This window comes from Streptomyces yongxingensis, from assembly GCF_055597465.1.
The window spans coordinates 7,216,000-7,239,190 of the sequence record NZ_CM145717.1 but is presented as its reverse complement, the minus strand read 5'-3'; the positions used below and the strand labels follow the sequence as shown (position 1 = coordinate 7,239,190).

Here is a 23,191-nt window from a genome sequence, read left to right as displayed (position 1 = left end):
GTCCTATGGGGACAACATCGCGGACAATCTTTTCTGGATATCGGACACTTGCGTCACGCTCCGTATCAGGGATCTCTGCCAGAAGCCGCCAAGCCGATGCGTCCGGCTTTGTGGCCATCCGACGGTGTCCGAGGCCGCGCGTTGGGTTAGCGTCGCGGTATTCACCCTCTGACCTGGGAGCATCGCTGATGAGCACTGTTTCTGCCGCCGCCACACCCGGTACGGTCCTCGCGGACGCGGTCTTTCCCGCCCGGCGCGTCCTGGCCCGTGACACCGCGCTGGTCATCGGGGGCGCCGTGCTCACCGGCCTCGCGGCCCAGATCTCGGTGCCCGTCCCCGGCTCGCCGGTGCCGGTGACCGGCCAGACCTTCGCCGCCCTGCTGGTGGGCACCTCGCTGGGCGCCCGGCGCGGCTTCCTGTCGCTGGCGCTGTACACCCTGGTCGGGATGGCGGGCGTGCCGTGGTTCGCCGAGGGCAGCTCCGGCGCCGCCATGCCGTCGTTCGGCTATGTGCTGGGCATGCTGCTGGCGGCCACCGTGGTGGGCGCGCTGGCCCGGCGCGGCGGCGACCGCGGGGTGCTGCGCACCGCGGGCACCATGGCGGTCGGCTCGGCGGTCACCTACGCCGTGGGCGTCCCGTACCTCGCGCTGGCCACCCACATCTCCCTCGGCGAGGCGATCGCGGCCGGGCTCACCCCCTTCCTGATCGGCGACGCCCTGAAGGCCGCCCTGGCGATGGGCGCGCTCCCGGCCGCCTGGAAGCTAGTGGGCCGCCGCGGCTGAGCCGACGGAAGCCGAGAGAAGCCGACGGAAGACGGAAAAGGGCCCCCGCGCGGTCGACTCGCGCGGGGGCCCTGCCGTGGCGGCGGCGCAGCGGGGTGGGTCGTCCGTCAGTCGAAGATCGGGCCGACCGTGCGGGTCCGCTTGATCTCGTAGAAGCCGGGGATCGAGGCGACCATCAGGGTGCCGTCCCAGAGCTTGGCGGCGTCCTCGCCCTTGGGGGCCGGGGTGACCACCGGGCCGAAGAAGGCGATCTGCTCGCCGTCCGGGCCCGGGACGGCGATGACGGGGGTGCCCACGTCCTGGCCGACCAGGTCGATGCCCTCCTTGTGGGAGGCGCGCAGCTCGGTGTCGTACGCGTCGGAGTCGGCGAAGTCGGCGAGTTCGGCGGGGAGACCGGCCTCCTCGAGGGCGGCCACGATCGTCTCGCGGTTCTTCTCCAGGCCCTGGTTGTGGAAGCGGGTGCCGAGCGCGGTGTAGAGGGGGCCGAGGACCTCGCTGCCGTGCTTCTGCTCGGCGGCGATGCAGACCCGGACCGGGCCCCAGGCGGTCTTCAGCAGCTCGCGGTACTCCTCGGGCAGCTCATCCAGCTTGGGCTCGTTGAGCACGGCGAGGCTCATGACGTGCCAACGCACCTCGACCGGGCGCACCTTCTCCACCTCGAGCATCCAGCGCGAGGTCATCCAGGCCCAGGGACACAGCGGATCGAACCAGAAATCAGCGGGCGTCTTGGCAGTCTCGGTCACGGTTTCTCCTCGAGCGGGCGCGTAGATATCGCAAACGAATAAAGAGCTGGCTCCTTCAGGCAACGCGGGCGGGAGGGGGCTCATTCCCCGATGCCGCGTGTCGGTGCCCCGTGACATGATTCCCGCTGTCCGATATCCGAGATGCGAGACATTGGCGAGGGAGCCGCGTCGTGCCCGGTGAGAACCTGACCCGTGACGAGGCCCGTGAGCGGGCGAAGCTGCTGGCCGTCGAGCGTTACGAGGTGGCGCTCGATCTGCGGTCCGCGGTCGGTGAGCACACCGGGTCCGGGCCACGTACCTTCCGCTCCACGACGACGATCCGCTTCCGCTGCGCCGAGCCGGGCGCGGCGACCTTCGCCGATCTGCTGGCGCCCTCGGTGACCTCGGTGCGGCTCAACGGGCGGGAGCTGGACCCGGCGGCGGTCTTCGACGGCTCCCGGATCGCGCTGGAGGGCCTCGCCGCGGAGAACGAGCTGGTGGTGGACGCGCAGTGCGCGTACAGCCGGACCGGCGAGGGGCTGCACCGCTTCGTGGACCCGGAGGACGGCGAGGTCTACCTCTACACCCAGTACGAGCCGGCCGACGCCCGCCGGGTCTTCGCGGGCTTCGAACAGCCGGACCTCAAGGCCCCGTTCACCTTCTCGGTGACCGCCCCGGAGGGCTGGACGGTGCTGAGCAACGGGGCGGTGGACCGGGTGGAGCCGTCCGGTGCCGACGATGGCGCCGTGACCAGCCACTTCGTGACCACCCAGCCCATCTCGACGTACATCACGGCCGTGGTCGCCGGTCCGTACCACTACGAGAGCGACCTCTACCGCCGCACCCTGCCGGACGGCTCGGCGCTGGAGATCCCGCTGGGCGCGCTGTGCCGCAAGGGGCTGGCCAAGCACTTCGACGCGGATGACATCTTCACCATCACCAAGCAGGGCCTGGACTTCTTCCACGACCACTTCGACTATCCGTACCCGTTCGGCAAGTACGACCAGGCGTTCGTGCCGGAGTACAACCTCGGCGCGATGGAGAACCCGGGGTGTGTGACCTTCCGGGAGGAGTTCATCTTCCGCGGCAAGGTCACCCAGGCGTCGTACGAGGGCCGGGCGAACGTCATCCTGCACGAGATGGCGCACATGTGGTTCGGCGACCTGGTGACCATGGAGTGGTGGGACGACCTGTGGCTCAAGGAGTCGTTCGCCGACTTCATGGGGGCCTTCTCGCTGGTCGGGGCGACCCGCTTCACCGACGGCTGGATCACCTTCGCCAACCGCCGCAAGGCATGGGCGTACCGCGCCGACCAACTGCCGTCCACCCATCCGATCACGGCCGACATCCGTGACCTGGAGGACGCCAAGCTCAACTTCGACGGGATCACCTACGCCAAGGGCGCGTCCGTGCTCAAGCAGCTTGTGGCCTACGTCGGGCAGGACGCCTTCCTGGAGGGCGCGCGGCGCTACTTCAAGCGGCACGCGTACGGCAACACCCGGCTGTCGGACCTGCTGTCGGTGCTCGGCGAGACCTCGGGGCGGGACATGGCCACCTGGTCGCGCGCCTGGCTGGAGACCGCGGGGGTGAACGCGCTGACCCCGCGGGCCACCTATGACGCCGAGGGGCACATCACCGAGCTGGCGGTGGTCCAGGAGGCCGCCGACAGCGCTGGTTCCGATGGTGCGGCTCCGCCGCGCGGGACGCTGCGGCCGCACCGGGTGGCCGTGGGGCTGTACCGCAAGGAGGCCCCGGCCGGGGAGCGCCCCGGGGCGCTGGTGCGCTACGCCCGCGCCGAGGTGGACGTCGACGGCCCCCGTACGGTGATCCCCGAGCTGACCGGCGCCTCCCGGCCCGATCTGATCCTGGTCAACGACGACGACCTCACCTACTGCAAGATCCGCTTCGACGAGGGCTCGCTGGACACCCTGCGCGAGCACCTCGGCGAGCTGACCGATCCCCTCGCCCGCGCGCTGAGCTGGTCCGCGCTGTGGAACCTCACTCGCGACGCGCTGCTGCCCGCCCGCGACTACCTGGAGCTGGTGCGGCGGTTCGCCGGGGCCGAGAGCGACATCGGGGTGCTCCAGATGGTCCAGGCGTGGGCGCTGTCCGCCCTGCACGACTACTCGGCGCCGGACGCGCGCGAGGAGGCCGCCACGCGGCTGGCCGAGGGCGCGCTGCGCGAGCTGCGGCTGGCCGAGCCGGGCAGCGGGCACCAACTGGCCTGGGCGCGGTTCTTCGCACAGGTGGCCGTCGCCGACGCCGAGCTGCGGCTGCTGCGCGGGCTGCTGGACGGCACGGCCCGGGTCGACGGGCTGGATGTGGACCAGGAGCTGCGCTGGACGTTCCTGGCGGCGCTGGCCTCGAGCGGCCAGGCGGACGAGGCGCTGATCGCCGCCGAGCTGGCCCGCGACGACACCGCCTCCGGCAAGCGCCACCAGGTGCGGTGCCTGGCCGCCCGGCCCTCCGCCGCGGTCAAGGCAGAGGCGTGGGACGCGGTGGTGGAGTCCGACCGGCTCTCCAACGCCCTGGTGGAGGCCACCATCTCCGGTTTCGACCAGCCGGGCCAGCGGGATCTGCTGGCGCCGTACGCACCGCGCTACTTCGAGGTGATCGAGCGCGTCTGGCAGGAGCGGTCGATCGAGATCGGGATGGCGATCGTACGCGGGCTGTTCCCGGCCGCCCAGGGCGACACTCCCACCCTGGAGGCGGCCGACGCCTGGCTGGACGGGCACCCGGACGCGGCCCCCGCGCTGCGCCGACTGGTCCTGGAGGCCCGCGACGACCTCGCCCGCGCCCTGCGCGGCCAGGAGTGCGACGCGCGGGCGGCGGCCTGACGCGGCCGCCTGACGCAAACGTTCGACCGAAGCGGGAGCTCCTTCGGGAGAAGAGGGGAGCTCTTTCGGCATTCGAACTGCCGTACTTTAGTGCGGTGTTGTCCGCTTTTGTCGACGACTGTGTAACAGCGGTTAGCCGGTGGAGCGGGCGCGGGAATGGCGAGGGCATGAGCCACAACACGCCGCTGTCCCCCCGCCCCCTCCACCACCTCTCGGACGTCCAGCGCCGGGTCCTGACCACACGCCAGTTGAGCGAGCACGGTGTGACCGCGTCCGTCGCCGCCGAGCGCTGCCGGGCCGGCGGGCCCTGGCAGCAGATCCTGCCGGGCGTCCATCTGCTCCACCCGGGCCCCGCGACCAGCGAGGAGCGGCTGCTGGCCGCGCTGCTGTACACCGCGAGCCGTGGCCAGGGGGCCGACGGCGCGGCGCCGGGGGGCGGCGAGCCGTACGGCGAGGCGATGATCACCGGGCCGGCGGCGCTCGCCCTGCGCCACTTCTCCTCCGCTCCCCCGCTGGCCTCCCTCGACCACATCGACGTCCTGGTGCCGCGCACCCGGCGGCTGCGCGCCACCGGCTTCGTCCGCTTCGTCCGGGCCGGCACCCTGCCCGCCCCCCAGTACCTCGCGGGCGTGCCCACCGCCCCGGTGGCCCGCGCCCTCGCCGACGCCGTCGCCCGGCTCACCGACCCCGTACTGGTCCGCAGACTGCTCACCGAGTCCGTGCGCCACGGCCACTGCGAGGCCGCGGCCGTCGTCGCCGAGCTGAACTCGGCCCGGCTGCTGTCCCGGCCGCATGTCGTGGACGCCGTGGACGCGCTGCTCGCCGAGGGCCGGGCGATCGCCGAGGGGCGGCTGTACGACATGGTGCGCGGCCACCATCTGCCCGAGCCGCTGTGGAACGTGGAGCTGCGGCTGCCCGGCGGGCCCGCCCTCGGCGGGGTGGACGCCTACTGGCGTGAGCAGGCGGTGGCGGTGGAGATCGACGCCCGGGCGCCGCGCCAGGACGAGGAGGTCTGGCGCGGCGGTTTCGGCCGCAAGCGCGAGCACCTGGAGCGGCTCGGGATCACGGTCGTACGCGTGACCCCGAAGAAGCTGCGGGAGTCACCGGAGGAGCAGGCCGCGGTGGTCCGTACCGCCCTGATCGCCGCCGCCGACCGCGACCTGGCCTCCTATGTGGTGGTCCTGCCCCGCTGAGGTCCCCGGGGCTTCGCGGCGGGGAGGGGTCAGGGCTTGCGCAGCAGCAGCTCGGTGTTGCGGTCCGTCGCGTCGCCGGCCAGCTTCTGGCTGGCGCCGGGCGCGTTGAAGGACAGCTCGCGGTAGAGGGCCGCGAGCCCGGTCTGGGACAGGTCCGAGAAGTCCGTGCGGTGCGGCGCGGCCGACTCGATGAGCGTGGTGAACAGGGAGATCGTGCCGTCGTGGTTGTCCACGACCTCGAACACCCGGGCAAGCTGGGGGAAGTCCACGTGCGACGCGGTGGTGATCTCCCAGAAGGTGCCGCGCGGGGTGATCTCGTTCTTGTGGCTGTGGCCGTTGATCCAGGCCAGCACCTTGGGGTGGCGCTGGAAGAGGGCGACGACCTCGTCCCCGCCGTGGCGGGCCTCGCCCGGGCGGCCCGGGTCGTGGTTCATGTTGTCCAGGCTGCGGCTGTAGTGGTGGCTGAAGACGATCACGTAGTCGTCCTTGTGGGCCTTCAGCGTCCGCTCCAGCCAGCGCAGTTGGGCGGTGCCGAGCGAACCGGTGTAGTGGCCGCCCGGGTCGGTGGTGTCCAGGCTGACGCCGATCATGTTCTCGGAGATCCGGAACGAGTAGTAGAGCGTGCCCTGCTCGAGGTTGGCCTTGGTGTAGCCGTGGCCGACCGGACCGGAGCCGGTGGCGGCCGGGTCGAGGTGCGCGGCCAGGTACTCGGTCCGGGTGAAGGGCGCGCGGCGCTCGTCGGGGGTGACCGTGCGCATGTCCTTGGCGTGCGCCTCCAGCAGCGCCTTCATCTGGACGCCCTTGGGGTCGTCCCCGACGCGCGTGCCCTTGAAGAGCCGCTCCGCGTCGGCCGCCGGGATGATCTCCAGCTTGCGCTTTCCGGTGGCGAAGTCCGTGTAGTAGTCGTGGCCGAGGGAGTAGACACCGCCCGCCAGATCGTCGTGGTTGCCGATGGTGGAGTACCACGGCAGCCGCAGCCCGGGGCTGTGGACGGTGCGCAGCACGGCCTCGAGGAAGCCGTCGATGCGCGGGAAGCCGGCCTTCTTGTCGGCGTCGCGCAGCGCCTCCTCGGGATGCCAGAACTCCTTGAGCCCGCTGTTCTGGACGCCCTCGTAGCGGCGCGGATCGCCGGTGTTGGGGGTGATCCGGCCGCCGTTCATGGCGGTCAGGAACCAGTCCAGCTCGATCTTGGCGTTGTTGTCGGTGTTGTCGCCGGTGGTCATGACGAACGACAGCGGCGCCCCGGTGGCCGGTCCGCCGCTCAGCCCGTTGATCCGCTCGATGAGCGAGGCGACCCCGGCGATGGTCAGCGCCTCGTGCGGCCGCCAGGCCCCGGCGCGCCCCGAGCGCAGGAACTCATAGCGCATCGGGTGCTGGACGTCGGTCAGATGCAGATCCGTGAGCTGGACGAACGAGGCGAGCGCGGTGCGCCGGTCCTCGCGGCCGCCCTTGGCGCCGGTGATCTCGGTGCGGACCTCGCGGGCCCAGGCGGGGCCGTCGGCGAGCCGCCGGTAGCCGGTGGCGCCGTGTGCGGCCGAGAACGTCTCCAGCGTCGTACCGGCCGTCGAGGGCGCCGCCGGGGCCTGCACCACCCGGCGGCCCGCGGCGTGCGCGGTGGCGGGCTGCGAGGCACCGGCCGAGCCGCTGCCGGGACCGAAGGCGATCCCCAGACCGGCCGTGGCACCGGTGGCGGTGGCGGCGGCGAGGAAGGTGCGCCGGTCGAGGGTGGCGACGGCAGCAGCGGCGGACCGTACGGACCGTATGCGGGACATGCGCGATCTCCCCGAGTGGACACGCGGTGACGGGCGGACAGCGGGGCTGTCCTCACCTCGGATCGTTGGCATCGGGGATGGCCTGGGAGTGAACGAGACGGCAACGCGGGTCGCCGATCTCCACACGTGGATCTTGGCGGTAGCAAACGGTCATCGCGCCCTTGTGAACAGGAATTCTTCCGCTCACTCGGCGTTCATCAGATCTGGGAACCGGCCCCGCCATATCGGGGAACCGCCCCCGCCGTGGGATACATCACGGGACGGCAACGGGCCCGCCTGAGACACTTGCCAGGAGGGTAGGCGCCTCGAACAGGCACAACCAAGGAAAAGGGCTGATATGAGGATCGGAATCGTCGGAGCGACCGGCCAGGTCGGCGGAGTGATGCGCAGGGTGCTCGCCGAGCGTGACTTCCCGGCCGAGCAGCTGCGGCTGTTCGCCTCCGCCCGCTCGGCCGGCCGTACGCTCCCGTGGCGCGGCACCGAGATCACCGTCGAGGACGCCGCCACGGCCGACTACTCCGGTCTGGACATCGTCCTGTTCTCCGCCGGCGGCGCCACCTCCAAGGCGCTGGCCGAGAAGGTCGCCGCCCAGGGCCCGGTCGTGATCGACAACTCCTCGGCCTGGCGGATGGACCCCCAGGTGCCGTTGGTGGTCGCCGAGGTCAACCCGCACGCCGCGGTGGACCGCCCCAAGGGCATCATCGCCAACCCGAACTGCACCACCATGGCCGCCATGCCGGTGCTGCGCCCGCTGCACGCCGAGGCCGGGCTCACCGCCCTGGTGGCCACCACCTACCAGGCCGTCTCCGGCTCCGGGCTGTCCGGCGTGGCCGAGCTCGACGGCCAGATCCGCAAGGCCGCCGACCGCGCGGCCGAGCTGACCCACGACGGCGCGGCGGTGGACTTCCCCGAGCCCGGGGTGTACGCCCGCCCGATCGCGTTCAATGTGCTCCCGATGGCCGGGAAGATCGTCGACGACGGCCGGTTCGAGACCGACGAGGAGCAGAAGCTCCGCAACGAGAGCCGCAAGATCCTGGAGATCCCGGAGCTGAAGGTGTCCGGCACCTGTGTCCGGGTCCCGGTCTTCACCGGCCACTCCCTCCAGGTGAACGCCCGCTTCGAGCGTCCGATCAGCGTGGAGCGCGCCTATGAGCTGCTGGGCGCGGCCCCGGGCGTGGCGCTCTCGGAGATCCCGACCCCGCTCCAGGCCGCGGGTCAGGACCCCAGCTACGTGGGCCGGATCCGGGTGGACGAGACGGTCGAGCACGGTCTCGCGCTGTTCCTGTCCAACGACAACCTGCGCAAGGGCGCGGCGCTGAACGCGGTGCAGATCGCCGAGCTGGTGGCGGCCGACCTGACCTGACGCCCGCGTCTCGGCTCAGAGGGGAGCGGCCCGGCGGCCGCTCCCCTCTTTGTCTCCCCTCAGTCCCCGGTCCGACGTGCGAGGATGGCCATCCGCCTGACGCATGGCGTACCGCACATGACGAACGGGAGTTAGCCGACGTGCCTGGCACCAACCTCACAAGGGAGGAAGCGCAGCAGCGGGCGCGCCTCCTCACGGTGGACGCGTACGAGATCGAACTGGACCTGAGCGGCGCCCAGGAGGGCGGTACCTACCGCTCCGTGACCACCGTGCGCTTCGACGCCGCCGAGTCGGGCGCGGAGTCGTTCATCGACCTGGTGGCGCCCACGGTGCACGAGGTGGTGCTGAACGGCGACGCGCTCGACCCGAACGAGGTCTTCAAGGACTCGCGGATCGCCCTGCCGGGGCTGCTGGCCGGGCGCAACGAGCTGCGGGTCATCGCGGACTGCGCCTACACCAACACCGGTGAGGGGCTGCATCGCTTTGTCGACCCGGTCGACCAGCAGGCGTACCTCTACACCCAGTTCGAGGTGCCCGATGCCCGCCGGGTGTTCGCCAACTTCGAGCAGCCCGACCTGAAGGGCACGTTCCAGTTCACCGTGACGGCGCCCGAGGGCTGGACGGTGATCTCGAACTCGCCGACGCCGGAGCCGAAGGACAACGTCTGGCGGTTCGAGCCGACCCCGCGCATCTCCACATACATCACCGCGCTGATCGTCGGCCCGTACCACAGCGTGCACAGCTCCTACGAGAAGGACGGCCGCTCGGTGCCGCTGGGCATCTACTGCCGTCCCTCGCTCGCGGAGTACCTCGACTCGGACGCGATCTTCGAGGTGACGCGGCAGGGCTTCGCGTGGTTCGAGGAGAAGTTCGACTACGCGTACCCGTTCGCCAAGTACGACCAGCTCTTCGTGCCGGAGTTCAACGCGGGCGCGATGGAGAACGCGGGCGCGGTGACCATCCGCGACCAGTACGTCTTCCGTTCCAAGGTGACGGACGCGGCGTACGAGACGCGCGCCGAGACCATCCTCCACGAGCTGGCCCATATGTGGTTCGGCGACCTGGTCACCATGGAGTGGTGGAACGACCTGTGGCTGAACGAGTCGTTCGCCACCTACACGTCGATCGCCTGCCAGGCCCACGCGCCGGGCAGCAGGTGGCCGCACTCGTGGACCACCTTCGCCAACTCCATGAAGACGTGGGCCTACCGGCAGGACCAGCTGCCGTCCACTCATCCGATCATGGCCGAGATCAACGACCTGGACGACGTCCTGGTCAACTTCGACGGGATCACGTACGCCAAGGGCGCCTCGGTGCTCAAGCAGCTCGTCGCGTACGTCGGGATGGACGAGTTCTTCCGTGGCGTCCAGGCGTACTTCAAGCGCCACGCCTACAAGAACACCCGGCTGTCGGACCTGCTCGGCGCGCTGGAGGAGACCAGCGGGCGCGATCTGAAGACCTGGTCGAAGCAGTGGCTGGAGACGGCGGGCATCAATGTGCTGCGGCCGGAGATCGAGACGGACGCGAGCGGCACGGTGACCTCCTTCGCGGTGCGGCAGGAGGCCCCGGCGCTTCCGCAGGGCGCCAAGGGCGAGCCAACCCTGCGGCCGCACCGCATCGCCATCGGGCTCTACGACCTGAACCCGACCGGCAAGCTGATCCGCTCCGAGCGCGTCGAGCTGGACGTGGACGGCGAGCTGACCGAGGTGCCGCAGCTGACCGGCACGAAGCGGTCTGCGGTGATCCTGCTCAACGACGACGACCTCACCTACGCGAAGGTACGGCTGGACCCGGACTCGCTGGCCGTGGTCACCGAGCACCTCGGCGACTTCGAGGAGTCGCTGCCGCGCGCGCTGTCCTGGGCCTCGGCCTGGGACATGGTCCGCGACGGCGAACTGGCCACCCGCGACTATCTGGCGCTGGTGCTCTCGGGCATCGCCAAGGAATCGGACATCGGCGTCGTCCAGTCGCTGCACCGCCAGGTGAAGCTGGCCCTGGACCTGTACGCCGCCCCGGACTGGCGCGAGACGGGGCTGGCCCAGTGGACCGAGGCCACGCTGGACCACCTGCGGGCGGCGGCGCCGGGCAGCGACCACCAGCTGGCCTGGGCGCGGGCCTTCACCACGACCGCCCGCACCGACGCCCAGCTCGACCTGGTCTCCGGGCTGCTCGAGGGCACCGAGACGATCGAGGGCCTGACCATCGACACCGAGCTGCGCTGGGCGCTGCTGGAGCGGCTCGCCGCCACGGGTCGGGCGGACGAGGCCGCCATCGCGGCGGAGCTGGAGCGCGACAAGACCTCCGCGGGCGAGCGGCACGCGGCGACGGCGCGGGCCGCGCGGCCGACGCCGCAGGCCAAGGCGGATGCCTGGGCCTCGGTCGTGGAGAGCGACAAGCTGCCGAACGCGGTGCAGGAGGCGGTGATCGGGGGCTTCATCCAGACCGATCAGCGGGAGCTGCTGGCGCCGTACGCGGAGAAGTACTTCGCGGTGGCGAAGGACATCTGGAACAGCCGCAGCCATGAGATGGCGCAGCAGATCGTGGTGGGCCTGTACCCGGCGCTGCAGGTCTCGCCGGAGACCTTGGACGCCACGGACGCGTGGCTCGCGTCTGCCGAGCCGACGGCCGCGCTGCGGCGTCTGGTGACGGAGTCGCGGGCGGGCATCGAACGCGCCCTCCGCGCGCAGGCCGCGGACGCCGCCGCGGACCTTGGTTGCGGGGCAACCTGTCCCTGGTTGTGGGCATTCGTCCCTCCCCCAGCTACCGCTGGGAGGTGCCCCCTGGCGGGACGGGTGGGCACAACCCACCCACCGGGGTGCACCCGGGGGCGATGGCTCAGCCCGTACCGGGCTGGGCCGCACCGGGTCGGCCCGTCCCTGGCCGGGGTTTCGTTGCCGGGTACCGGCCGGTGGCCTGTTTGTGCCCACCCGTTCCTCCCCCAGCTACCGCTGGGAGGTGCCCCCTGGCGGAACGAATGCCCACAAACCGGCTACCCAGGGTCTCGTATCGCTAGGCGGGCCATTTCGCCGTAGTGGCGGAGGAGGTCTGGATAGGTCTCGGCGGCCACGCCAAGCCATCGCTCCGCCTCTTCCGTGCGCCCCAGCCCCCGCAGGGCCCGCGCCAGCCAGTACGGCGCCTCCTCATGCTCCCCCTCACACGCCACCCTCAACAACGGCTCCGCCTCCGCGCACGCCCCCCGCCGCACCATGCTCCGCCCCGCGAGAAACGCGGGCGGAACAAGACCGCTGCGCGCGGCGCGCACATACCACCGCTCGGCGTGCTGCGGATCCCCGCCGCGCTCCTCAGACGTCCAGCCCAGCCACCACGCGGCGCGCCCATGCCCCAGGTCGGCCGCCCGGCGGAACCAGATCTGGGCGGCACGCCGGTCCCCGACCTCGTCGTAGATCCGGCCGATGTCATACGCCGCACCGGCATCACCCTCCGCCGCCGCGGGCTCGTAGTACGGCACCATCCGCAGCCCCTTGGCCCCGCCCCCTTCGTACAGCATCCGCCCGAGGGCGAGCAGGGCGCGCGGGGTGCCCGCCTTGCGGTACCACTCGGCGGCCTCCGGGAGCCGGTAAAGCCGGTCGAGCGCGTCGGCGTACGCGAACCAGGCGTCCGGGCCGCCCTCCTCGGCGCGGGCCCGCAGCCCGGGCAGCCGCTCCTCCCACTCGGCGGGCGGCATCCGCTCGGGGTCGGCGCGGATCGCGGCGATGTCCCGAAGCGCCGCGACGATCCGCTCTTCGCCCTCGTCGAACGGGTTCGGATCATCCCCCTCGTCGACACCGCCGACACCGTCGACCCCCGTGGCCCGCAGCCACCGCTCCGCCTCCTCCAGCCGCCGCTGCCGCACGCACAGCACCCCGAGGTTGAAGCAGGCCCACATGTGGCCGCCGTCCGCCGCGTCGGCCGTGCGGTACCACTCCTCGGCGGTGCGGAGCTCGCCGTTCTCCTCCGCCCAGACGCCGAGGACGTACGCCGCGCCGTCGTAGCCCCGCTCATGGGCGCGCTCGACGAGGGCGCGGGCCTCGGCCCAGCGGCCGTCGTCGCGGGCGATGAAGAGGGCCTGGTCCACCAGCGCCTTGGCGCTGCCGACCGCGGCCGCCCCGGCGTACAGCGCCTCGGCCTCCGCGACCATCCGGGGGTAGCGCTCGAACATCGCCTTGCGCTCCGGGTCGAGCAGCTCGCGCAGCGCCTCGTACGCCTCCTCGGGGTCGCCCTCGGCCTCCGCCCGGGCGAGGGCCGCGCGCCAGCCGTCCAGGTCCCTCAGCATGGTCTGGATGGCCCGGCGGCTGTGCGCGGCGACGTCGTCGCCCTCGGCGGACGCCTCGGCCAGCCGCTCCAGGGCGGTGTCCCATGCGCCGCGGGCGGCCAGCAGCACGGCGCCGTTGGTCTTGCACTCGACGCTGCCGAGCGTCGCCCCGTGCTCGTACCACCGCTCGGCGCCGGCCGCGTCACCGGCCTCCTGCAGCAGCCGGGCCAGACCGAACGCACAGCCGCCGTCGCGATCGGCGGCCGTGCGGTACCACCGCTCGGCCTCGGCGAACTCGCCGCGGTCCTTATGGCAGATCGCGAGCGTGCGCGAGGCGTCCGCGTCCCCGGCGTCGGCGGCCCTGGCCCACCACGGCAGGGCCTCGTCCAAGCGGCCCCGGGCGGTGAGGAGTTCGGCGTAGGCCCGGTACGCGCCCGGCTTCCCGGCCGCCGCCGCGGCCCGCAGCCGGGCCGCTTCGGCTTCCGGATCCACCGCCGCATCTTGCGATGAATGTTCGACCATCACCCGATGGTGCCAGAGTGATCACGACCGTTCGGCACGGGCCCTGCGTCGGGCCAGCAGCGCCTGGCGCCGCTCGTCGAACTTGGTGGCCTGATCGTCCAATCCGCCCATGTAGAGCCCCAGTTCCTCCTGCGCCTTGAGCCCCTCCGGGCCGAGCCCGCCGATCTCCAGGACCTTCAGGAAGCGCAGCACGGGCTGGAGGACGTCGTCGTGGTGGATGCGCAGGTTGTAGATGCCGCCGATGGCGATCTGGGCGGCGGCGCGCTCGAAGCCGGGCATCCCGTGGCCCGGCATGCGGAAGTTGACCACCACATCGCGTACGGCGCACATGGTCTGGTCGGGGGCCAGCTCGAACGCCTTCGCGAGCAGGTTCCGATAGAAGATCATGTGCAGGTTCTCATCGGTGGCGATGCGGGCCAGCATGCGGTCGCAGACCGGGTCGCCGGAGTGATGGCCGGTGTTGCGGTGCGAGATGCGGGTGGCCAGCTCCTGGAAGGCGACATACGCCACGGTGTGCAGCATGCTGTGCTGGTTGTCCGACTCGAAGCCCTCGGCCATGTGCTCCATGCGGAACCGCTCCAGCTGCACCGGGTCGACGGCGCGGCTGGTCAGCAGGTAGTCGCGCATCACGATGCCGTGGCGCCCCTCCTCCGCCGTCCAGCGGTGCACCCAGGTGCCCCAGGCGCCGTCCCGGCCGAAGAGGGTCGCGATCTCGTGGTGGTAGCTGGGGAGGTTGTCCTCGGTGAGGAGGTTGACCACAAGAGCTATCCGGCCGACCTCGCTGACCTTGGACTGGTCGGGCGCCCATGCCTCACCGCCCATGATCCCGTCGAAGTTCCGGCCGTCGCTCCAGGGGACGTACTCGTGCGGCATCCACTCCTTGGCGACCTTCAGATGCCGGTTGAGCTCGGTCTCGACGACCTCTTCGAGTGCGTACAGGAGCTGGGTGTCGCTCCAGACGGCCTGACCGTGGCGGTGGGAGGGGGCAAGTGTCACGGAGGGGCTCCAGGGGACGGGGGCGACGGGCTATACCTACGGGCCCGTAGGTTACGACACCGTAGGTTAAAGCGAAAATAAACAGGCCAGGGCCGGTGGATGGCACACGGTGAACTCGGCGTGACGCGCTTCCACTTGGCGATCCGGGCCGACACGGGACGACTGGGCGGGGCGCGGCCGGGGCGTGGCCGGGACGACGGGACGGGGCGCGGCCGGGGGGCAACGGGGCAACGACCCGGGCATGGCCGGAAAGCGACTCGCCCCGTACACAACAAAAGCGCCCCGGCCGGATGGCCGGGGCGCTCCGCAGCGGCGTGCGCGCTTCGTCGACGATCGCGTCAGTCGGTCTGCTTACGGGACTTCCTGTCTCCCGCCATCACCAGACCCGCGATCACCAGGAACAGGATGATCGGAGCAGCGACATAGAGGCCCAGTGTCTCGGCGACACTCAGGCCCGGACCCGGGTCGTCACCGTCGTCGCGGGTGAGCGCGAACGCGGGGGACGACATCAGCAGCATCGCCGTCGTCGCGGCGATGACTGCACCGGCGCGCACGGCGTTCTTTTTGACCTTGTTGCTCACGGACTCAAGTTATCCGACGCCCCCCGGCGCCGCGTGCCCGGGGTGGCCTTAACACGGTGCTGAGATGGCCATGACACGACCCCCGGATCGCCGTCTCAGCGACGGCCCGCCTCACTGAGGTGGACCGTGGGCGGCAGCAGCCGTGGTGCGGCGCGGGAGGCGAGGACGCGTATCCGCAGCCCGTCGGCCGTGACGGGCGCGGCCAGCGGAAGGATGCGCCGGGCCCCGACGGTCGTCCCGGAGGCGATGTCCCGCCAGGTCCCGGCCACCCGGGCCTGCACGGTGAACTCCTCCACCCGCTGCCCCTGGCGGATGTCCTCGCCGAGCCGCACCCGGTCGAAGGTCACCGGATGGCCGGTCGTCGGCCGGGAGCCGGTGCCGTATGTCGTCCTTACGGCCTTGCCGAAGGCCGTAAGGGAGGCCATATCGGCGTCGTCGATCCGGCCGTTCTTCGCGGGCGGCACATTGAGCAGCAGCGAGGCGTTGCGGCCCACGCTGCGCTCGTACAGCGACATGAGCTGGTCGGGGGTCTTGGGCCGCTCCGCGGGGTCGTGGAACCAGCCGGGGCGGATCGAGACATCGGCCTCGGCCGGGTACCACTGCAGATAGCGCACACCCGGCGCGGTCAGCTTCGCGCGCGAGCCGATGTCGGCGTCGGTGGAGTCATTGGGCAGCCCGCCGCCGATGACGGTCCACGGGTCGACCGCGGACGGGGTCACCGACCACTCGGTCTCCCGGGCGATGCCGTCCTCGTTGCCCACCCAGCGCACGCCCTGGGCGCCCTGGAAGATCACGGACTTCGGGGAGAGCGCGTGGATCAGCTCGAACCAGTTCCTGACGTTGTAGTGCTGGGTGACGCCCGCACCGCCCCAGGGGTTGGCGCCGTCCAGCCAGAACTCGTCGATGGGGCCGTACTGCGTCAGGATCTCGTAGATCTGGTTGAGGTAGTACGCGTCGTAGTCGTCGGCGGCGAAGCGGAAGGTGGGCAGCGCCCCGGAGGCGACCTTGTCCGCCCGGTCGTCGCCGGGGACGAGGGTGGGGATGGTGCGCTCGGTCGGCTTGCTGCCGTTGCCGTAGCGGCCCTGGCCGGCGGGTGCGCGGTCGCCGTCCTCCAGGGCCATCCGCTCGGGCAGCGACAGCTCCTCGCCGTGTTGCTGCTTCTCGCGGATCTTCTCGACCCACTGGGCGTGCCAGGCGTGCGGCAGCTCGGCGCCGTCGGCGGGCGAGAGGTAGACGCCGACCTTGAGTCCCGCCTTACGGGCGGCCTTGACGTACGCGCCGAGGACATCGCCGTCGGGATTCCGGCCGCCGGGGCCCTTCGTCCACCAGGGGCTGGCCTCGACGTCGTGGTCGGTGTAGCGGCTCGGGTAGAGCGTGAAGCCGTCGTGGTGCTTGGCGGTGAGCATGACCTGCTGGGCGCCGGCGGCCTTGTACGCCCGCATCCACTGGTCCATGGCGAGCTCGGGCGGGTCGAAGAGCTTCTCGTCCTCGGCTCCGGAGCCCCACTGGCGGCCGGTCATGGTGTTCATGCCGAAGTGGGTGAATGCGGTGGTCTCGCGCCGCTGCCAGGCTCGCTGTCCGGGGGTGGGGACGGTGTGGGCGGCCTTGTCGATGATGCGGGCGGGGGTGTCGCAGTCCTCGACGACCTGCTGCGGGGCCGGGGTGATGGGCCCCTCGCATCCGGCCCGCGCGGCGGCCTGCGCGGGGGCGGGAGGGACGGCGGCGGCCGCGAGGGCGGCCAGGGCGAGGGCGCGGAGCGCGAGCAGCGCACGCCGCCGTCCGCGGGTTCCGTGGGTGCCGGGCGTTCCGGCCAGAGGTCGGGCCATGGTCCCCTCCAGCTCTCCGATCGGCATTGATCGGATCTCTATGGCGGTGTCCATGACAGCCTGACAGAAGAGAGACCCTCTGGGCAGACCGCATACGCCAGAGATCCCACCTATGGGGCGGGGCAGCCACTACGAGGTGTTCGGCGGACCACGCGGCGGAGGCCCCCTGGACGCGGGGCCTGGGGCAGAGCCCCGGTGCGAGGTCTGGGGCGAAGCCGGGGTCTGGGGCGAAGCCCCGGTACGGGGCCTGGGGCAGAGCCCCAGTTGTGGGAAGGGGCGGGGAGGGGGAAGCACCGATATGCGGCTCCGCCGCGTGGCCCGCCGCAGGCGCCAAGACCCGTCGCACACCCCCTGGCGGGGCTACGAGGCGGGGTCACCAGGTGCGAGCCGGACCACCTCGTCCATCAGCGCGCGCAGCCGGGGCGAGGCGACCAGCTCCTCCAGGGACATCGGGCGCCCCTCGGCGTCGGCGATCGGCAGCCGCCAGTTGGGGTACTGATCCCACGTGCCCGGCAGATTCTGCGGTCTGCGGTCCCCCACCGCGTCCGGCAGCCAGACGCCCACCATCTTCGCCGGGGTGCGCAGCAGAAAGCGGTGGACCGCCTTGACCGCCGCCTCCTCGTCACCCGGCCCCTCCGGCAGCAGCCCGAGCCGCCCCAGCAGCCCCAGCCACTCGGCGACCTCGACCGCGTCCGCCGCCCGCTCCTCGGCGAGGGGGCGGCTCAGCAGGCCCAGCCGGTGGCGGAGCTCGACATGGTCGCCGGTCAGCCGGGCGGCCGTACTCGGCAGATCGTGGGTCGTCACGGTGGCCAGGCAGTCCGCGCGCCACTCCTCCGGCGCCAGCGGCCGCGCGGCGCCCGCCCCGTTGTAGTTCCGCTCGAACCACATCACCGAGGTGCCCAGCACCCCTCGCCGCTCCAGCTCCTCCCGCACACCGGGCTCGACCGTCCCCAGGTCCTCCCCTATGACGACCGCCCCGGCCCGGTGCGCCTCCAGGGCGAGCGCGCCGAGCATCGCCTCCGCGTCGTAGCGGACGTAACAGCCCTCGGTCGGCTCCCGCCCCTCCGGCACCCACCACAGCCGGAAGAGGCCCATCACATGGTCGATACGGAGCGCGCCCGCGTGCCGTAAGAGGCCGCTCAGCAGATCGCGGTAGGGGGCGTAGCCGGTGGCCGCGAGGGCGTCCGGACGCCACGGCGGCAGGCCCCAGTCCTGGCCCCGGGAGTTGAAGGCGTCCGGGGGCGCGCCGATCGACATGCCGGAGGCGAAGACGTCCTGGAGCGCCCAGGCGTCGGCGCCCGAGGGATGGACCCCGACCGCCAGATCGTGGACGAGGCCGATGCCCATGCCCGCCTCGCGCGCGGCGCACTGGGCGGCGGCGAGCTGGGTGTCGGTGAGCCAGGCCAGCCAGCAGTGGAAGTCGGTGCGGTCCAGGTGCTCGGCCCGCGCCCGGGCGGTGCCCGCCGAGCGCGGATCGGCCAGGCCGTCGGGCCAGGTGCGCCATTCGGGGCCGTGGGTCTCGGCGAGCGCGCACCACAGGGCGTGGTCCTCCAGGGCCTGACCGCGCTCGGCGAGGAAGTCGCAGTAGGCGGCGCGGCGGCCGGGGCTGAGTGGGACCGTCCGCACCAGCTCCAGCGCCTCGCGTTTGAGGGCCCAGACGGCGTCCCGGTCGATGAGGGCGCCCTCGCGCAGGACGGCCGTACGGAGGGCGGCGGCGGCCTCCAGCAGCTGATCGGCCCGCTCACGGGCGCGGCCGCGCAGATGGGCGTATTCGGGCACGTCCTCGACGCGCAGATGGACGGGATCGGGGAAGCGCCGCGAGGAGGGGCGGTACGGCGAGGGGTCGGTGGGCGCGGCCGGGGTGCCGGGCACGGCGGCGTGCAGCGGGTTGATCTGGACGAAGCCGGCGCCGAGCGCCCGCCCCGACCAGGCGGCCAGATCGGCCAGGTCGCCGAGGTCGCCCATGCCCCAGGAGCGTGCGGAGAGCAGCGAGTAGAGCTGCACCAGGAAGCCGTGACTGCGGGCCGGGGACAACGGCATCCGGTCGGGGGCCACGATGAGGGGGGCGGTGGCGCGGCGGCCGTCGGGGGCCTCGGCGAGCAGGGTGTGGGCGCCGGGCGGCAGTGCGGCGAGCGCGGTAAGGAGGCCATCGGCGGTGGCGTCCTCCGTAAGGACGCCGTCGTCAAGAAATCTGGCCGTAAGAGCGCCGTCCTCGCGGGTGCCCCTCGTCAGGGGGCCATCGGCCCGTAAGGCCGCCGCGGCCGCCCGCCCCCGCGCGTGCGGTGCGCCGTCCTCGGGGCGCACCCGCAGCGCCGTGCCCTCGGGCAGGGTCAGACGGGGCACCTTGCCGGGGCGCACCACCACGCAGGGGGGCAGCAGCCGGTCGCGCCGCCGGCTGTCGTACCGGTCCAGCGCTTCGGTCACGGATCGGGGGGTCGAGGCGTCCACGCCGAGCGCGGCGAGCACGGCGACGACCGTGTCCTCGGGCACCTGGACGGTGCGGCCCGGGGCGGGGTCGTAGGAGGTGGCGACACCGTGCAGCTCGGCGAGCCGCGCTCTGCCCATCAGTACTCCATCGGCTCGCAGCCCGCGCCCGCGCCGGTAAGGACGGCGGTCGGCTCACTCGTCAGGGGAGGTTCGGCGGCGAGCGGAGGCTCGCTGGTCAGGGGAATGTTGTCGGAGAGCGGGGGCTCGCTGGTGAGGGGCGCCTCCGTGGCGCTTCCGGACCCGAAGCCGTCCAGGCCGCACAGTCCGCAGTCGGGGTCGGAGACCCCGTCGAAGGGATCCGGTTCGCTGGACGCCTCGGGGCCGGGTTTGGACAGGGCGGAAAGCAGGAGTTGAGCTGACGCGGCCACACGGACCTCCGTGGGGTTGTCGGCAGTGGGTCATCCCGAGCTCTACCCACTCCGGACGGGCGCAGACGTAAACGCCCCCCGGACGTGCTGTAGGTCACATCCCCTCTGGGCGGCGATTTCACGGCGCCAAGGGGTCGGGGGCACAGAGTTTACGAACAGGACCGCTCTTCATCCGTCAGACTTGCGCCGGGCGTGCCGCGCCCGGCGCGGGCCGCCCGAGGCCCGGCGCCAGGCGCCCGAGGCGTGGCGCACGCGGCAATGCCGACACTTCGGTCGTTCGCGTTGACACCCTCACCGGCCTGGTGGTGGGCTCACGCCTATCGGCGCCATATCTACGGGGACCGGCTATCTGGATCGAGGAGAGGCCCGTGCAGTTCGGGGGGAAGAGGCCCAGGGCAGCGGGCGCGACGGCCATGGCCGCCGCGGTCATCGGGGGGCTGCTCGGCGGTGCCCCGGCGGCCACCGCGGCACCGGTGGACCACGGCGCCCCGGGCGCCACCACACCGGAGCGCGACAGCAGCGACGGCATACCGCCCGTATGGCCGCGCCCCCAGTCGCTGCGGGCGCAGGGGTCGGAGGTGGCCCTGGGCGACGAGGCCACGCTCATAGCCGACGGCGACGCCGATCCGTACGCCCTGGACGCGCTGCGCGGCCTGCTGCACGACGCGGGGGTGCGCACCGTCAACGAGGCCACGCCCGGCGGCAAGGCCCCGGCACGCGGGCTGGTGGTGCACGTCGGCGGTAAGGGCGCGACGAACGCGCTGCGCGCCCTGCGCGCGCCCGAGCGCGGCGACCTCCCCTCCGGCGGCTATCTCCTGGCCACGGGCCCGGTGGACGGGCACCCCACGGTCGCGCTGTCCGGCGTCGGCCCGGACGGGCTCTTCCACGCCGTCCAGACCCTGCGCCAGTTGCTGGTGAAACGGGAGGGCCGGGGCTCCGCCCTCGCCGGGGTGACCGTCCGCGACTGGCCCGCGACGGCCGTAAGGGGGACGACGGAGGGTTTCTACGGCTCCCCGTGGTCGCACCGCGACCGGCTGGCCCTGCTCGACTTCATGGGCCGCACCAAGCAGAACCGCTATCTCTACGCGCCCGGCGACGACACCTACCGGCAGGCCCGCTGGCGCGACCCCTACCCCGCCGAGCGGCGCGAGGAGTTCCGTGAGCTGGCCACGCGCGCCCGGGCCAACCATGTGACCCTCGGCTGGGCGGTCTCCCCCGGCCAGGAGATGTGCTTCTCCTCCTCGAAGGACCTCAAGGCGCTGCTGCGGAAGGTCGACGCCATGTGGGCGCTCGGGGTGCGCTCCTTCCAGCTGCAGTTCCAGGACGTCAGCTACAGCGAGTGGCACTGCGGCGCCGACGCCGATGAATTCGGCTCCGGCCCGGAGGCCGCCGCCACCGCGCAGGCCAAGGTGGCAGGCGCCCTCGCCCGCCACCTGGCCGACCGCTACCCCGGCTCGGCCCCGCTGTCCCTGATGCCGACCGAGTACTACCAGGACGGCGACACCGAGTTCCGGCGCGCGCTGGCCGGGGCGCTCGACCAGCGTGTGGAGGTCGCCTGGACCGGGGTCGGGGTGGTGCCCAGGACCATCACCGGCGGTGAGCTGGCCGGGGCCCGGTCGGCGTTCGACCACCGCCTGGTCACCATGGACAACTACCCGGTCAACGACTGGGCGCAGGACCGGATCTTCCTCGGCCCGTACACCGGCCGCGACCCGGCGGTGGCCACCCAGTCCGCGGCACTGCTGGCCAACGCCATGGAGCAGCCGACCGCCTCCCGGATCCCGCTGTTCACCGCCGCCGACTTCGCCTGGAACCCACGCGGCTACCGCCCCCAGGAGTCCTGGCAGGCGGCCATCGACGACCTCGCGGGGCCCGATACCAGGACCCGGGCCGCCCTGCGCGCCCTGGCCGGGAACGACGCCTCCTCGGTGCTCGGCGGCGACGAGTCCGCGTATCTGCGCCCGCTCATCGACGCGTTCTGGTCGGCCCTGGGCGGTACGGACGTGGAGCGGCTGGAGCGCTCGGCCGACCGGCTGCGCGGCGCCTTCACGACGATGCGTGACGCCCCCGAGCGGCTCTCCCGCACGCTGGGCGACGATGTGCGGCCCTGGCTCGACCAGCTGAGCCGGTACGGCGACGCGGGGGTGCGGGCCGTGGACATGCTCACCGCCCAGGCCCGCGGCGACGGAGCGGCGGCCTGGAAGGCCCAGCTCGCGGTGGAGGCGCTGCGCGAGAGGATCGGGGACAGCCGGGTCACGGTCGGCAAGGGCGTCCTCGATCCCTTCCTCGCCAAGGCCCTGGTCCGGGCGGACGCCTGGTCGGGTGTGGACCGGACGCCGAAGCTGGGGCTGCGGACCGGCGAGGAGGACCGCGCTGCGGCCGACGGTAAGGCGGCCACCGAGGTGTCCTCGCCCGGCCGCCCGGTCACCGTGCGCTTCGGCCGCAGCCGTCCGCTCTCCTCGGTCTCCGCGCTCACCGCCCGGGTCCAGGACGCCGCGCCCGGCACCGTCGAGGCGCATGTCCCCGGTGAGGGCTGGCGCCGCATCGGCGCCCTCTCGAGCAGCGGCTTCACCCAGGTCAGGGCGGCGGAGGGGGACAAGAACCTGTCGGCCGACGCGATCCGGCTCAGCTGGCCGGACGGCACCACCCCGCCGGCCGTGCACGAGATCACGCCCTGGTTCGGCGACACCCCGGACGCCGGGCTCACGCTGTCCCACAAGACGGCGGACGCGCAGATAGGCGGCGACGCGGCCGTCGTCGAGGCCCAACTGGTCTCCCACCGCCCCGGCGATGTCAACGGCGACCTTACGGTGAAGGCGCCGCGCGGCATCACCGTCCGCGCCCCCGACGGGGTGACGGCCCCGCGCGGCGGTACGGCGACCGCCCGGCTGGAGATATCGGTGGCCAAGGGCACCAAGCCGGGCAGCTACTCCCTCCCGGTCCGCTTCGGGTCCGAGGAGCGCATGCTGACCGTAAGGGCGCATCCGCACACCGGCGGCCCGGACCTGGCCCGCGCGGAGGGCACGAAGGCGACCTCGTCCGGCGATGAGAACGCCGATTTCCCGGCGTCCGCCGCGATCGACGGCAAGGCGGACACCCGCTGGTCCTCCCGGGCCGAGGACGGCGCCTGGCTCCAGTTGGAGCTGGCCCACCCGGCCCGGATCGGCCGCCTGGAGCTGACCTGGCAGGACGCGTACGCCTCCCGCTACCGCGTCCAGGTCTCCAAGGACGGCCGCACCTGGCGGGAGGCGGCGACGGTGGCCCATGGGAAGGGCGGCCGGGAGTCGATCGGCATGGACGCCCCGGACACACGGTTCATCCGCGTCCAGGGCGTCGAGCGCGCCACCCGCTTCGGCTACTCCCTCTGGTCGGTCGCCGCCTACGCGGTGCAGAAGGACTAGCCGGCCTGGGCCCTGTCCGGCGGATCTGCATGGCCGGTGAAGGTCCACCGGACAGGGCCCAGGGGCTCCCGCGAGCAGACACAGTAATG

The 23,191-nt window shown here is 72.5% G+C and carries 14 protein-coding genes; 6 read left to right on the top strand and 8 right to left on the bottom strand.

Annotated features, from left to right (window positions below; genetic code table 11):
• Positions 1-188 precede the first annotated feature (188 nt).
• Positions 189-782 (top strand): biotin transporter BioY, encoded by a 594-nt coding sequence (locus tag ACZ6TD_RS30730; RefSeq protein ID WP_191063433.1) that lies wholly within the window; start codon positions 189-191, stop codon positions 780-782.
• Positions 783-889: 107 nt separating this feature from the next.
• Here ACZ6TD_RS30730 and ACZ6TD_RS30725 read toward each other — a convergent pair whose 3' ends face one another.
• A complete protein-coding gene (locus tag ACZ6TD_RS30725; RefSeq protein WP_470005764.1) occupies positions 890-1,525 on the bottom strand; it encodes a mycothiol-dependent nitroreductase Rv2466c family protein in 636 nt (211 codons plus the stop codon).
• 170 nt (positions 1,526-1,695) lie between these two features.
• On the opposite strand from ACZ6TD_RS30725, the gene pepN (ACZ6TD_RS30720) reads away from it, so the two are divergent.
• Positions 1,696-4,341 (top strand): aminopeptidase N, encoded by a 2,646-nt coding sequence (pepN, locus tag ACZ6TD_RS30720; RefSeq protein WP_471343352.1) that lies wholly within the window; start codon positions 1,696-1,698, stop codon positions 4,339-4,341.
• Between the two features lie 167 nt (positions 4,342-4,508).
• Positions 4,509-5,534, top strand: coding sequence for a hypothetical protein (locus tag ACZ6TD_RS30715; RefSeq protein ID WP_471343350.1), 1,026 nt, complete (start codon positions 4,509-4,511; stop codon positions 5,532-5,534).
• 29 nt (positions 5,535-5,563) lie between these two features.
• On the opposite strand, the gene ACZ6TD_RS30710 is transcribed toward ACZ6TD_RS30715, so the two are convergent.
• The gene (locus tag ACZ6TD_RS30710) at positions 5,564-7,306 is read right to left on the bottom strand and encodes a TIGR03767 family metallophosphoesterase (protein WP_471343349.1); all 1,743 of its coding nucleotides are present in this window, start codon (positions 7,304-7,306) and stop codon (positions 5,564-5,566) included.
• Between the two features lie 337 nt (positions 7,307-7,643).
• Between ACZ6TD_RS30710 and ACZ6TD_RS30705 the strand changes: the two genes are divergently transcribed.
• Together ACZ6TD_RS30705 and pepN (ACZ6TD_RS30700) are read left to right on the top strand one after the other, a co-directional pair.
• The gene (locus ACZ6TD_RS30705) at positions 7,644-8,669 is read left to right on the top strand and encodes an aspartate-semialdehyde dehydrogenase (protein ID WP_471343347.1); all 1,026 of its coding nucleotides are present in this window, start codon (positions 7,644-7,646) and stop codon (positions 8,667-8,669) included.
• 140 nt (positions 8,670-8,809) lie between these two features.
• A complete protein-coding gene (pepN, locus tag ACZ6TD_RS30700; protein ID WP_471343346.1) occupies positions 8,810-11,701 on the top strand; it encodes an aminopeptidase N in 2,892 nt (963 codons plus the stop codon).
• Here the strand turns inward: pepN (ACZ6TD_RS30700) and ACZ6TD_RS30695 are convergent.
• The 6 genes from ACZ6TD_RS30695 to ACZ6TD_RS30670 form a co-directional block, all read right to left on the bottom strand.
• Positions 11,659-13,413, bottom strand: a complete 1,755-nt coding sequence (locus tag ACZ6TD_RS30695) for an SEL1-like repeat protein (protein WP_471343344.1) — start codon at positions 13,411-13,413, stop codon at positions 11,659-11,661. The genes pepN (ACZ6TD_RS30700) and ACZ6TD_RS30695 overlap by 43 nt on opposite strands.
• 51 nt (positions 13,414-13,464) lie before the next feature.
• Positions 13,465-14,439, bottom strand: coding sequence for an acyl-ACP desaturase (locus ACZ6TD_RS30690; RefSeq protein WP_471343343.1), 975 nt, complete (start codon positions 14,437-14,439; stop codon positions 13,465-13,467).
• A gap of 338 nt (positions 14,440-14,777) precedes the next feature.
• Positions 14,778-15,020 (bottom strand): hypothetical protein, encoded by a 243-nt coding sequence (locus ACZ6TD_RS30685; RefSeq protein ID WP_014060726.1) that lies wholly within the window; start codon positions 15,018-15,020, stop codon positions 14,778-14,780.
• Between the two features lie 95 nt (positions 15,021-15,115).
• On the bottom strand, positions 15,116-16,846 hold the full coding sequence (locus ACZ6TD_RS30680; protein WP_471343341.1) for an alpha-L-fucosidase: 1,731 nt from the start codon (positions 16,844-16,846) through the stop codon (positions 15,116-15,118).
• A gap of 360 nt (positions 16,847-17,206) precedes the next feature.
• On the bottom strand, positions 17,207-19,411 hold the full coding sequence (gene malQ / locus ACZ6TD_RS30675; RefSeq protein ID WP_471343340.1) for a 4-alpha-glucanotransferase: 2,205 nt from the start codon (positions 19,409-19,411) through the stop codon (positions 17,207-17,209).
• Positions 19,411-19,701: a hypothetical protein gene (locus tag ACZ6TD_RS30670; RefSeq protein WP_137977975.1), complete on the bottom strand. Its 291-nt coding sequence runs from the start codon at positions 19,699-19,701 to the stop codon at positions 19,411-19,413. Before ACZ6TD_RS30670 ends, malQ begins: the two co-directional genes overlap by 1 nt.
• A gap of 413 nt (positions 19,702-20,114) precedes the next feature.
• Between ACZ6TD_RS30670 and ACZ6TD_RS30665 the strand changes: the two genes are divergently transcribed.
• Positions 20,115-23,102: a beta-N-acetylglucosaminidase domain-containing protein gene (locus ACZ6TD_RS30665; protein ID WP_471358190.1), complete on the top strand. Its 2,988-nt coding sequence runs from the start codon at positions 20,115-20,117 to the stop codon at positions 23,100-23,102.
• The last annotated feature ends 89 nt before the right edge of the window (positions 23,103-23,191 follow it).

Coding starts and splice junctions, on each gene's coding strand:
- ACZ6TD_RS30730 (WP_191063433.1), top strand. CDS start 189: ATGAGCACTGTTTCTGCCGCCGCCACACCCGGTACGGTCCTCGCGGAC.
- ACZ6TD_RS30715 (WP_471343350.1), top strand. CDS start 4,509: ATGAGCCACAACACGCCGCTGTCCCCCCGCCCCCTCCACCACCTCTCG.
- ACZ6TD_RS30710 (WP_471343349.1), bottom strand. CDS start 7,306: ATGTCCCGCATACGGTCCGTACGGTCCGCCGCTGCTGCCGTCGCCACC.
- ACZ6TD_RS30705 (WP_471343347.1), top strand. CDS start 7,644: ATGAGGATCGGAATCGTCGGAGCGACCGGCCAGGTCGGCGGAGTGATG.
- ACZ6TD_RS30680 (WP_471343341.1), bottom strand. CDS start 16,846: ATGGCCCGACCTCTGGCCGGAACGCCCGGCACCCACGGAACCCGCGGA.
- malQ (WP_471343340.1), bottom strand. CDS start 19,411: ATGGGCAGAGCGCGGCTCGCCGAGCTGCACGGTGTCGCCACCTCCTAC.
- ACZ6TD_RS30665 (WP_471358190.1), top strand. CDS start 20,115: ATGGCCGCCGCGGTCATCGGGGGGCTGCTCGGCGGTGCCCCGGCGGCC.